This window comes from Stenotrophomonas sp. LM091 (assembly GCF_001806305.1).
GTDB lineage: Bacteria > Pseudomonadota > Gammaproteobacteria > Xanthomonadales > Xanthomonadaceae > Stenotrophomonas > Stenotrophomonas bentonitica_A.
In genome coordinates, this window is the sequence record NZ_CP017483.1 from 1,518,931 (window position 1) to 1,530,976 (window position 12,046).

The window sequence follows — 12,046 nt, forward strand, 5'->3', positions numbered from 1 at the left end:
GTCTTTGATCGTATCGCTTCAACAAGGGAGAGCCGGGCATTGCCCGGCTCTCTGCGTTCTGCACGATGGGCAACGGCCGCGCGGCGCCGCGTGGCCGGGCCCCGGTAGTGCCGGTCGCTGGCCGGCAGCCTCATGAACGATGACGGTCCTGCCTGGTTGCCGGCCAGCGGCCGGCAGCCTCATGAACGGTGACGGTCCTGCCTGGTTGCCGGCCAGCGGCCGGCAGCCTCATGAACGGTGACGGTCCTGCCTGGTTGCCGGCCAGCGGCCGGCAGCCTCATGAACGGTGACGGTCCTGCCTGGTTGCCGGCCAGCGGCCGGCACTACCTCAACGCCGCGCACGCAGCGCCAGACCATCACGGCCTGGCGCGCAATAGCGCCAGTCCAAATCCGATGAAGATCGTGCCGACCACGCGGTCGAACACCTTGCGCAGCCCCGGCTTGGCCAGATAGCCGGCCAGCCCGCGGCCACCGGCGGCATACACCGTGTACCAGAACATCTCCATCACCGCGAAGGTCGCCACCAGGATCACGAACTGCGGCAGCTGCGGCTGGGTCAGATCGACGAACTGCGGCAGGAACGCCGAGGCGAACAGCAGCAGCTTGGGGTTGCTGATCCCGATGATGAAGCCGTCGCGGAACAATACGGTACGCGAGCTCGGGACCAGCGCTGTAGTACTGCCGACGTCGATCGGCGCATCGCCACCGCGCCATGCCTTGATCCCCAGGTACACCAGATACGCCACACCGGCGTAGCGCAGCACATCGAACACCATCGGCGACGCCTTGAGCACCGCACCCAGCCCGGCGGCGGAGATCGCCAGGGCCAGCACCAGCGCGGTGAGGCAGCCGGCCATCGCCGCGATGCTGCGCCGGAAGCCGACGCGCACGCTGCGGGTCATCACGTGCAGCATGTTCGGGCCGGGCGTGCCGCACAGGACGAACACGGTGACGGCGAAGATCCACCAGGTATGCAGGTTCATGGCAATGCAGTTCAGGAGAGGTCGTGCCGGCCGCTGGCCGGCTCCCCATGATGCCTGACGCAGACAGCACCGGCATGCCAGGCACGCGCGATGGCCGGTGTGCACAACGCATCTGTCCGTCCCCGCACGCAGCGGGGCCTGACCGGCGCGGCTGCAGGCCGCCACCGGGGCGCCTCACAGCGCCCCGGTGTGTCACCTCCTCATCAGCCTGCGATCAGAACCGCAGGTCCGCGCGCAGGTACCAGTAGCGCCCGCGCGGGATGTCGTAGGTCGAGGCGTCATACCCGTTGAGCGAGCACGACAGGCAGATCGGCGGATCCTTGTCGAACACGTTGTTCAGGCCGGCGCTGAGCTGCAGCCCCTTCATCCAGTCGAACCGGTAGCCCACCTGCATGTCGTGGAAGGTGGTCGCGGCCAGTTCGTTGGTGCCCTCGGCCTGGTTGCCGCAGATCGGGAAGGCGGCCACGTCGCCGCACTCTTCGGTGAGCTTGGAGATGTGGCGCACTGTCCAGGAGGCATTCCAGTTGGACAGGTTCCAGCTGAGCGTGGCATTGCTGGTCCACTCCGGAATCGAGCTGTCGGCCACCTCCACGCCGGGCCCCTGCGGCTGCTTCTGGCCCGCTGCACCAAGGGCCTCATAGCGGCCGACGAAGGTGTTCTGCCAGCCCAGCTTGAACTGGCCGATCTCCGTCTGCGGCAGGGTCCAGAACAGATCCACGTCCCAGCCATCGGTCTTGATCGACCCCAGGTTGGTCAGCCGGTTGTTGAAGCCGCTGACCGCACCGGTGCCGGCACGGGTGATGCCGTCGCAGTACAGCGGGTCCAGCGTATCCACGCACAGGTCGAGCTGGGTCTGCGCGTTGATGGCCTGGATCGCACCTTCGATGTGGTGGCGGTAGAACGTCACCTCCACGTCGAATCGCTCCGACCAGGACGCACTGCTGCCGAACCACGGGCTCCACACGAAGCCGGCGCTGAAGCTGCGCGAGCGCTCCGGATCCAGCTCTGCGTTGCCGCCGGTGGTGACCGAGATCTGCGAGTTGGCCTGCTGGAAACCGTCCGGCACGCCCAGCGCGGCGCAGTTGGCGGCGCTGCCGCGCGGCGGCGTATCGCCGAGCCCGACCGAGCAGGGATCGAACAGCTGCAGGTCGGCGCGCGCGGCCGAGCCGTACAGCTCGCCGATGGAGGGTGCGCGGAAGCCTTCGGCGTAGCTGGTGCGCAGCACGAAGTCATTGGTCACCTGCCAGCGCAGGCCGTACTTGGGGGTGAACTCGCCGCCAAAGGTGGAGTAGTCCGAGTAGCGACCGGCCAGGCTCAGGTCGAGCTTCTCGCCGAGCGCGCTCTTGGCGAAGATCGGCACGCTCAGCTCCAGGTAGGCCTCGTTGACATCGTAGGAACCGGCGGTGGGCAACGACGGCACGCCGTTGTAGTGGCCGATAACGGTCAGCGGATCCGGATCGTAGCGGCCCTCGTACTTGCGGTATTCATAGCCGGTGGCGAAGGAGACCGGGCCGGCCGGCAGGGTGAACAGTTCGCTGCTCAGGTTGGCGGTGAACAGGCTCAACTCGTTCTGGCTGCGGTCGCGCACCACCGGCTGGATCCAGCGCAGCATCTCCGGGGTGATCGAGCCGACGCCACCGAAGATGTTCAACGGTACGCAGCCGGGCGTGGCCGCACACAACGCGGGATCACCCAGCGCCATGTTGACCTTGTAGATGTCGTAGCTGCCGTAGTTGGTCTGCTCGGCCTTGTTCTTGCTGTACATGCCGTTGAGGTCCCAGAACCAGCTGCGGTCGGCGGCCTGGAACTGGCCGACCAGGCCGGTGGCGAAGTACTGGGTATTGACCTCCTGCTCGAACACGCGCGCGCCGCCTTCGACCGGGCGACGGCCGATCAGGCTCATGTTGCCCGAGGCGACCAGATCGAAGCCGAACGGGTTGTAGGGATTCAGCCCGGAGACGACGATGTTGTCCGCCAGCGGATTACCGGTGGCGCCATCGGGCCCGAAGAACAGCGGCTCCGGTGCGGCCTGGTTGGTGGACTCGCGACGGTTGCCAAGCGCCTTGATGTACCACTGGATGTCATCGGTGAGGTCGAAGCGGAACTGGCCGAAGATGCCCTTCCGCTCGGACGGGGTGAGCACCATGTTGTACTCGGCGAAATTGAAGCGGTCGGCCGAGGTGAAGCAGTGGTAGTCATCGCTGCGGGTGCAGCCGGCGCTGCCGTCGTAACGCGGGCTGCTTACGCCGGTATTGGGCACGATGTCCTGCTTCGCACCGGTGTTGGGGTCGACGAAAGAGAAGCGTCCCTGCGGAATGCCACCGCTGCCGAAGGCCAGCCCGGTGCCGGGAATCGGGAAGCGCGACTGCTCGCGATCGCGCGCATACACCGGGTCCTGCTTGGTCCAGCTCGCCCCCAGGAACAGGGTGTAGCGGTCGCCGCTGGTGCCCCAGGCCAGGTCCACGCCCTTCTGGGTGCCATCGCCCTTGGTGTACTCGCCGTAATTCATCGTGACCTGCGCGCCGTCGAATTCTCGGCGGGTGATGATGTTGACCACACCGGCGATGGCGTCGGAGCCGTACAGCGACGACGCGCCGTCTTCGAGTACTTCGATGCGCTCGACGATGGCCAGCGGGATGGTGTTCAGATCGGTCGCCGCGCCCACGCCGGAGGCGGACGATTCGTTGACCCAGCGGATGCCATCGACCAGTACCAGCACCCGCTTGGCGCCCAGGTGACGCAGATCGACCTGGGCCGAGCCCGCACCCACACCGCTGCCATCGGGGGGGAAGCCGAAGTTGCCTGACGAGTTGAATTTCGCATTGAGCGCCGAACCGGAGCCGGTCAGCTGCTGCAGCACCTCGCCGATGGAGGTCAGGCCGGTACGTTCGATCTCGGTGCGGGTCAGGGTCTGGATCGGCACCTGCCCTTCCACTTCGGCCCGCTTGATGCGGCTGCCGGTCACTTCCACCCGGTCCAGATCGGTCGTGCTGCGTGGCGCGTCCTGCGCGCTGGCCAGGGCGGGTGCAGCCAGCAGCAGGCACAGCGATACGGCAACCGCCAATGGGCGGTGATGCAGGTTGTTCATTCGCTCTCTCTCCAAAGGAATGGTGGGCGGGGCTGCCGCGTCCCCCTGCATGGCGGCAGTGTCTCCTTTGTAAACAACCTGTAAATGTGAAGGAGTGACGCGCACCTCGCTTTCACACCGAATCGACAAAGCCGACTACGAAGCGGATGCCTTCCCATGAGGCCCACGCCGCGCTCCACATCGAGGAACGCGCCTGTTTTTCCAAGGCGTTGGACGCCGGCAAGGCGTCATCACACTGCGGGTGGAGGTAGGCGATCTGCGCCACGCCGGCGTCGGTCGCGGCCGCTGGAATTCTGGCCATGACGACACGATGCGCGTCGGGATCGGCCGCCATGCGCAGCATCGGCATGGATTCGTTCATCCTCGAGTCGGCTTGCCATCACCGTGTTTCACCCGCCCCCGTTATGCTTTCGGCATGACTCGACTTCCCCTGTATTTCTTCAGCGCGACCGTCCTGCTGGCCTGCTCCGGGGTCAGCCCGGTGGCCGATGCCCAGAACCTGGACGCACAACGCGCGCAGCTCAAAGCCGTCATCGACAATGCCGAGCGTGGCCAGTTCGACCCGGCCCAGGCGGCGGCACTGAGCAGGCACCCGCTGTATGGCTGGGTGGAATTCGCCAACCTGCGGCGCAACATCGACACCGTCAGCAATACGCAGGCCCAGGACTTCCTGAAGCGCTACAACGGCCAGGCAGTGGCCACCAGCTTCCGCAGCGTATGGCTGCCGGCGGTGGCGCGGCGCCAGGACTGGCCGACGCTGCTGGCCAACTGGACCGACACCTCCAACGTCGGGCTGCGCTGCGCGCAGCTCAACGCACGGCAGGCCACCGGCAAGGCCGACGCGCAGTGGGTCACCGAAGCACAGGCGATCTGGCGCAGCACCGGCAAGTCGTTGCCTGATGCCTGCGACCCGGTGTTCGCGGTCCTGGATGCCAAGGGCGGCATGAACGCCGAACTGCGCTGGGCACGCATCGACGCCGCTGCCGACGAGCAGCAGCCGGCGGTGATGCGCAGCGCCGCGCGCGGGTTGCCGGCCGCCGACCTCGCGCTGGCCAACACCTATGCCGCCTTCGTCGACAAACCCAACGCCAGCGCCTTGAACTGGCCGCGCAACGAGCGCAGCCGCCGCATCGCCACTGACGGCCTGGCCAAGCTGGCCAAGGCCGACCCGGGCGCGACCGAGCAGCAGCTGCCGCAGTACGCCGACGCCCTGCAGTTGAGCGCCGCCCAGCGCGCGCAGGTGCTGTATCAGATCGCGCTGTGGACGGTGGCTTCCTACGGTCCCGAATCCGCCCGCCGCCTCAATGCAGTGCCCGAGTCCGCCTACGACGAACGCCTGCACGAGTGGCGCGCGCGTGAGGCGCTGTCGCGCGGCGACTGGCCGGCGGCGCTGACCGCCATCCGCAAGATGGGCCCCACCCAGCGGGCCGACTCGCGCTGGCGCTATTTCGAAGCGCGCATGCTGGACAAGACCGGCAAGCGCAGCGAGGCGCAGGCCGCCTTCCGTGAGGCAGCCCGCGCGGCCACCTTCCATGGCTTCCTGGCGGCCGACCAGCTCGGCCAGAACTACACGCTGTGCCCGTGGGAACCCAATGACAGTGCCCAGGCGCAGGCGGCAGTCGCCCGTGACCCGGCGATCGTGCGGGCCATGGAACTGTTCAAGATCGAGCGTGCCGGCTGGGCCGTGGCCGAGTGGAACGACGCGCTGAGCCGCTACGACAACACGCAGCGTCGCCTGGCCGTGGAAGTGGCGCGCGACAACGGCTGGTTCGACCGTGCGGTGTTCTCGCTCGGCAAGACCCCGGACGAGCAGCGCCTGTATTCGCTGCGCTTCCCGCTGCACCACGATGACAGCATCCGCCGCGAATCGGCGCGCAACGCGATCGACCCGGCCTGGGTGGCCGCGGAGATCCGCGCCGAGAGCATTTTCAACCCGAAGGCGCGCTCGCCCGCCAACGCGATGGGCCTGATGCAGGTGCTGCCGGCGACCGGCGCGGCCGTGGCCAAGTCGATCGGCCTGACCAACTACGGGGGTGCCGCCAGCCTCTACGATCCGGACACCAACATCGCCATCGGCACCGCCTACCTGCGCCAGCTGATGAACAAGTACGAGGGCCTGCCCTACGTCACCATCGCCGCCTACAACGCCGGCCCGACCCCGACCGCCCGCTGGCAGTCGCAGCGCCCGGGGTTCGATCCGGACATCTGGATCGAGACCATCAGCTACAAGGAAACCCGCGAGTATGTCGCGCGCATCCTGGCCTTCAGCGTGATCTACGACTGGCGCTTGAACGGCGATGCGCTGCCGGTGACCGACCGCATGAACGGCCGCCTGCAGGTCAAGCGCAAGACCTTCGCCTGCGCGGCAAATGCCGACAAGGGTGGCGACTGACCGGCACCGGTATGCCAACCGGTTGGCGTGGCCTTGGTCCACTGCGGCATCATGGGCACATGAAAATCTATCTGGTTGGCGGCGCCGTGCGCGACCGCCTCTTGCAGCGTTCCCCCGGCGACCGCGACTGGGTTGTCGTCGGGGCCACCCAGGCGCAGATGGAAGCGCAGGGCTACAAGGCCGTGGGCCGCGATTTCCCCGTGTTCCTGCATCCGGACAGCGGTGAGGAATACGCACTGGCCCGCACCGAGCGCAAATCCGGACGCGGCTACCGCGGTTTCGTGGTCGATGCGGACCCGTCGGTGACGCTGGAAGAAGACCTGCAGCGCCGCGACTTCACCATCAACGCCATCGCCTGCGATGAGGCCACCGGCACGTTGGTGGATCCCTATGGCGGCGTGCGCGATATCGAGCAACGCGTGCTGCGCCACGTCGGCCCGGCCTTCATCGAAGATCCGCTGCGCGTGCTGCGTGCGGCCCGCTTCATGGCGCGCTTCGCCCCGCTCGGCTTCACCGTGGCCGAGGAGACGATGGCCCTGATGCAGCAGATCGCCGCCAGCGGTGAGCTTGAGGCACTGGTGCCCGAACGTGTCTGGCAGGAGCTGCGACGCGCCCTCGCCTCCGCGCGGCCGTCCGCCTTCCTGCGCACGCTGCATGATGCCCATGCACTGGGCCCGATCCTGCCCGAGCTGGAAGCACTGTATGGGGTGCCGCAGCGCGCGGAGTTCCACCCCGAAGTGGATACCGGCGTGCACCAGGAAATGGTCAGCGACATGGCCGCGCAGCTGGCACCGGGCGATGACCTGATCGGCTTCGCCGCGCTGACCCACGACCTCGGCAAGGGCCTGACCCCGCCAGAGGAATGGCCGCGCCACATCATGCATGAGCAGCGCGGGGTGGCCCCGCTGCGTGCGCTGGCCGAACGCTTGAAGGTGCCGGTCGATCACCGCCAGTTGGCCGAAGCGGTCTGCCGCGATCATCTCAACGTGCACCGCATCGACGAACTGCGCGATGCCACCGTGCTGGAACTGCTGGCCCGCTGCGACGGCTTCCGCCGCCCGGAGCGGATCGCGCAGATCGCGCTGTGCTGCGAGGCCGACAAGCGTGGCCGGCTGGGCTTCGAGGACAGCGACTACCCGCAGGGTGAAACGCTCCAGCGGCTGCATCGCGCTGCGCTGGCGGTGCAGGCACGCGATCTGGACCTGACTCACCTCAAGGGCCCCGCGGTGGGGGAGCAGCTGGCCAAGGCACGCACGCAGGCGATTGCCGCGCTGCGCTGAACGTGTGTGCCCGTGCCGGCCCGCACAGTGTCGGGCCGGTCCGGAACACCCGCGGTCAGCGGGTATCGGCGATCGCAGCAGCCTGGTTGCAGGCCGGCTGCGCAAGCAGCCATTCGCGCGCCATCGCTGCCGCCTCCTGCCCTGCGCCCACCATGACGTCCGGCTGCAGGCGGTGGCCGTCGCCTACGCCGTTGCGGTCGGCGATCACGCTGGTGGTCAACAACAGCAGACTGCCATCGGGCAGACGCTGGGGGATATTGGCGGTGGAATAACCGGAAGTGGGCTGGCCGAAGCTGCGCGAGGCGGGCCGGCCGCGGAACGCCAGTACCGATGCCTCACCGGAACTGGCAGTACGCGGCCCCATCAGGACGGCCACCGGCGCGCCCGGGTTGCGCAGCGTGTACTGGGTGTGGCGCGATCCGACCACCGACCTGCTGTCCAGCCAGACCGCACCCTCGCGATACGCCCACGGCTGGCGTTTGTCGGCCAGGAGGAACATCCCCACCGGATCCGCCGTCTTCGCATCGCCCAGCAATGGGGCCATCCCCAGCAGCATGGGCCACATGTTGCCGCCAGTGTTGCTGCGCAGGTCGACCACCCAGCCACAACGGTCGCCATCGTCCTGCTCCCGGATGCGCGTCTGCAGCGCAATGGCAGCCTGCTTGCGGGCTTCGTATTGCACGTCCTTGGGCTGGGAGGAATCGTCCATGTAGGCGCCCACCTTGATCCACCCCAGCCGCGCTGTCGGTCCGCTGCGGGCGTCATCTGTCTGCGGGGTCGCAGCACCCATCGCGGTTTGAGTCGCCTGTGCGCGCTGCGCCTGCGCGCGCTGCTGGTTGGCCGATATCCACCGCCCGTGCCCACCGCTGCTGCGTCGGATCACATCGTCCAGCACCCGTCGCGTCTGCGCCGGGTCGCGCGCGGCCGCCAGCTCCGCGCGGGCCTTGGGCCACTCCACGCGGTCGCGATACAGCGACTGTTGCTGCAGCAGGTCCAGGATCCGCGCCTGCGCCTCGGCGCTGGGGACGTCCTGTGCGTTTGCAGTGCCACTTGCCGCTACCAAGGCCACCATCAACCACCCGCAACGTCCTGCGATCATCGCGCTACATCCCTGTAGTGAAGAGGCTGCAGCTTACCGCTGCACCCGCCAGCCGGAACAGTGCGCCGTTCGCATAACCCGCGATGCCTCGCGCTACAACGCGGTCGGCAGCGCCGGTTGCGCCCGGCGTGCCCCCGCGGATCCCTGCTGGCTGTCGCCCTACCAGTCCAACCGCAACCCGATATTGCCTTCGATCACCTTGCGCTCCTTCTGCGCACTGCTTTCCAGGTCGCGCGTGTAATCGGCCACCGCAAACGCGCTGACGATGCTGTTGAAGCGTGCCACGACGCCCACGCCCATTTCCAGCGCGCGTGAATCCTGCTGGTTGAGGATGCGGTTGGTATCGAAATCGATGCGGTCTTCCCCGTCCAGGGTCTGCCAGTAGTTGAGCTTGACGTAAGGCTGCCAGCCGTTACCGGCGATGTCGTAGTCGGCGGCCAGGCGCAGGCCCACGCGTCCGGTCCAGGCGTTGTCGTTGTTGAAGCGCAGCGAGGACACCGCGTCGCCGGCGTCGTCGACCGAGGTGCGCTGCCAGATCACCTGCAGCTGTGGCTCCAGCCACCACGCACTCTGCCCGAACCGCAGCAGCGGCTTGCCTACTTCCAGCGAAGCGGTGGTGCCATCGCCGCGCACGTCGATGCCCAGCCCGCGCGAGGAGGTGGCGTCGCCGTCGTAGCGGCTCTGCATCACCACCGCGTCCAGGTAGCCGCCGGCACTGCCGGCGCGGGTCCAGTACACACCCACGTGCTTGTCATCCAGCCGGGTGCGGCCTACCGCCACGTTTTCCCAGCCGATCGCAAACCCGTTCACGTTGCCCTGTGCGCGGGTGCGGCCGACAAACACGCCGAACTGGTCGCGGTGCTCCTCTGCCACGTTGGCGTACAGGTCCAGGCCGGCCTGGATGCCCTGGATGTCGCCGTCGAAGCCCGGTTGCGCGTCGCCTTCCCAGTGCTGGTCGTGGCTCTGCCCGACCATCCGCGCCCATGCCGCGCGCACGCCGCCCTGCCCGGCCAACAGCCGCTGCTCGCCCTGGCGTTCGTGGAAGGTGCCCAGGCTGGCCAGGCTGGTTTCGCGCAGCAGCGGCGGCACCACGGAATACAGGCCGGTCTCGAAGCGGTACAGCGGAATGATGTCGCCCTGCGCCGGGCGCGCACCGGGCGTGGGCGGCACCGCCAGCGGCCCGGGCACCGCCGCCACGTCGGTGGGCACCGGCGGCGGGGTATCGATGGTGGGCGGCGCCACGTCGGCCGGATCGGCCGGCTCCGGCGGTGGCGCCGGCTCGGGCGCGGCCGGGTTGGGATCATCCGGCGGATTGACGTCCGGCGGCGGGGGCGGCGCCGGTGGCAGCTCCGCCGGCGGGGTCCCGGCGCCCTCCGGCGGCGGGGGCGGCGGCGTGGTGATTCCACCCGGCGGCGGTGTGGGCGCCGGGGTCACGCTGGCCACCAGGGTCGAGCGCAGATACCAGTTCTCGCTGGTGCCGCCGCTGACGCCGCCCTTGAACAGGAAATACTCGTAGGCACCAACAGCGACCGGGTTGTACAACGCGAACGCGGTGGGCGCGGTCGTCGCACCGTTGATCGCCTGCACCACCAGGATGCCATCGGCCACCGTGGACGCGCCGGTGCCGCCGGCGTTGAGGATGCCCACGCCGGTGGTGCCAGTGGCGCTGCCGGTGGAGATCACCAGTTTGTCCGACAGCGAACTGTCGTCGCCCAGCACCGTGTTGAGGTACAACGCGCCACCGTTGCCGACATAGTTGCCCACCACGGTGAAAGTATCGCCGACGCCGCCCCCATTGCTGAGATCGATGCGGCCGGCATTGGTGAGCGTGGCCAGCTGCCCGGCCACGAACGGGGCGAGGACGCCGTTGCTGCCGCCCCCGAACACCGCGCTGGTGGCATCGATGTCCAGGCTGCCCGTGCCGCTGCCGCTGTCGCCCAGCACCCACGTGCCATCGAACGTCAGCTGGGTATCGTCGCGCAGCGCCACCTGTTCCCAGTTGGTGAAGCGCGCCACGCCACTGGTCTTGACGTTGTCCAGGCCGAGCACATCGTTGCCCAGCCCGCCATCGAAAGACGGCAGCGCGCCCAGGTGGGCGTTGTTGAGGTTGCTCAGCTGCGCGACATCATCGCCTTCGCCGAAGTCGATCGCCCCGTGCACCACGCCGCCGCCGTTCCACGTCAGGCTGTCGTTGCCGAAGCTCAGGCGGATCTCGCCGCGCACGGTGCCGCCGGTGATGGTGATCGCATCGTCGCCACCGCTGACGCTGATGTTGCCGCCGATGTATCCGTCCGACAGCACGATGGTGTCGCGGCCGAAACCGGTGACCAGGTTGCCGTCGATGGTGCCACCGGACATCAGGAAGGTGTTGTCGTCCAGCTTCATGTTGACCCGGCCGATGCGGCCGCCGGTCATCTCGGCGTAGTCGCCATCGTCGAATGCACCGACGATGCGCCCGCCGGTCATGCGGAAGCGATCCAGCGCGTCGCCCTGCAGCAGCGCGCCGATGCTGCCGCCGGTCATCAGGAAGGTGTCGATGCCCGAGCCCTGCTGCACCGTGCCGGTGACGCTGCCGCCGCTGATCTCCAGGCTGTCCTCGCCATCGCCCTGGTCGACGCTGTCGATCACGCCGTCGCGGATCACCAGCGCGTCGTTGCCCGCGCCCTGCAGCACGCCGCCCTGGATGCTGCCGCCAAGCATGTCGATGCGGTCGTTGCCCGCACCGGACACGACGCCGCCGGTACTGCCGCTGATCGTGCCGCGGTTGACCAGGTAAGTGGCGCCGTTGAGCTGCAGGGCGCGGCCCGCGTTGGCGATGATGCTGCCTGTGTTGTTGATGACGTGCCCGCTGCCGGCCTGCACGGTGATCGCGTTGCCGCTGGCGACCGCGAGCTGCGCGTTGGCCAGCACGTTGATGGTGGCGTTGGACGCACCGGCAGCGGTGACGATCGCGACCGGGTCCGGATTGGGCGCTGCGGCCGAGCAGGTCACCGTCTGGTCCTGGCCGGGAGCGGGGTTGTCGCACCCCGCCCAGGCTGGCGCGGCACCGGCCATCAGGACCGTGCCCAGTGCCCCTCCACAGCCTCGGCGCAACCACTGAGAAATACGGACGGCCAGCACAGTGCGTGACGGCGAAGCGGGCATGGGGCGCATACACCTTTCCTGTTCAACAAGAGGGGAGTAAGGCAACGGCCCAGTGCTTCT

Annotated in this window: 7 protein-coding genes; 2 read left to right on the plus strand and 5 right to left on the minus strand. The window is 68.3% G+C overall.

All coding sequences use genetic code 11. From position 1 onward, the window contains the following. Positions 1–356 precede the first annotated feature (356 nt). From BIZ42_RS06650 to BIZ42_RS06660, 3 genes are all read right to left on the minus strand, one after another. On the minus strand, positions 357–983 hold the full coding sequence (locus tag BIZ42_RS06650) for a LysE family translocator (protein ID WP_070425935.1): 627 nt from the start codon (positions 981–983) through the stop codon (positions 357–359). A gap of 214 nt (positions 984–1,197) precedes the next feature. Beyond that, entirely contained in the window at positions 1,198–4,071 is a 2,874-nt protein-coding gene (locus BIZ42_RS06655) for a TonB-dependent receptor (RefSeq protein ID WP_070425936.1), read from the minus strand. A gap of 112 nt (positions 4,072–4,183) precedes the next feature. Further along, on the minus strand, positions 4,184–4,420 hold the full coding sequence (locus BIZ42_RS06660; RefSeq protein ID WP_156785700.1) for a hypothetical protein: 237 nt from the start codon (positions 4,418–4,420) through the stop codon (positions 4,184–4,186). Positions 4,421–4,486: 66 nt separating this feature from the next. Between BIZ42_RS06660 and BIZ42_RS06665 the strand changes: the two genes are divergently transcribed. Both BIZ42_RS06665 and BIZ42_RS06670 read left to right on the plus strand, forming a co-directional pair. Next, on the plus strand, positions 4,487–6,463 hold the full coding sequence (locus BIZ42_RS06665) for a transglycosylase SLT domain-containing protein (RefSeq protein WP_070425938.1): 1,977 nt from the start codon (positions 4,487–4,489) through the stop codon (positions 6,461–6,463). Between the two features lie 59 nt (positions 6,464–6,522). Further along, complete coding sequence (locus tag BIZ42_RS06670; RefSeq protein WP_070425939.1) at positions 6,523–7,743, plus strand: multifunctional CCA addition/repair protein; 1,221 nt, start codon at positions 6,523–6,525, stop codon at positions 7,741–7,743. Between the two features lie 55 nt (positions 7,744–7,798). Here the strand turns inward: BIZ42_RS06670 and BIZ42_RS06675 are convergent, their stop codons facing one another. Then, a complete protein-coding gene (locus BIZ42_RS06675; RefSeq protein WP_070425940.1) occupies positions 7,799–8,842 on the minus strand; it encodes a S41 family peptidase in 1,044 nt (347 codons plus the stop codon). A 159-nt stretch (positions 8,843–9,001) separates the two neighbouring features. Continuing rightward, complete coding sequence (locus BIZ42_RS06680) at positions 9,002–11,833, minus strand: autotransporter domain-containing protein (protein ID WP_237393567.1); 2,832 nt, start codon at positions 11,831–11,833, stop codon at positions 9,002–9,004. Positions 11,834–12,046: the final 213 nt, after the last annotated feature.

Coding starts and splice junctions, on each gene's coding strand:
- BIZ42_RS06675 (WP_070425940.1), bottom strand. CDS start 8,842: ATGATCGCAGGACGTTGCGGGTGGTTGATGGTGGCCTTGGTAGCGGCA.
- BIZ42_RS06655 (WP_070425936.1), bottom strand. CDS start 4,071: ATGAACAACCTGCATCACCGCCCATTGGCGGTTGCCGTATCGCTGTGC.
- BIZ42_RS06660 (WP_156785700.1), bottom strand. CDS start 4,420: ATGCCGATGCTGCGCATGGCGGCCGATCCCGACGCGCATCGTGTCGTC.
- BIZ42_RS06650 (WP_070425935.1), bottom strand. CDS start 983: ATGAACCTGCATACCTGGTGGATCTTCGCCGTCACCGTGTTCGTCCTG.
- BIZ42_RS06665 (WP_070425938.1), top strand. CDS start 4,487: ATGACTCGACTTCCCCTGTATTTCTTCAGCGCGACCGTCCTGCTGGCC.
- BIZ42_RS06670 (WP_070425939.1), top strand. CDS start 6,523: ATGAAAATCTATCTGGTTGGCGGCGCCGTGCGCGACCGCCTCTTGCAG.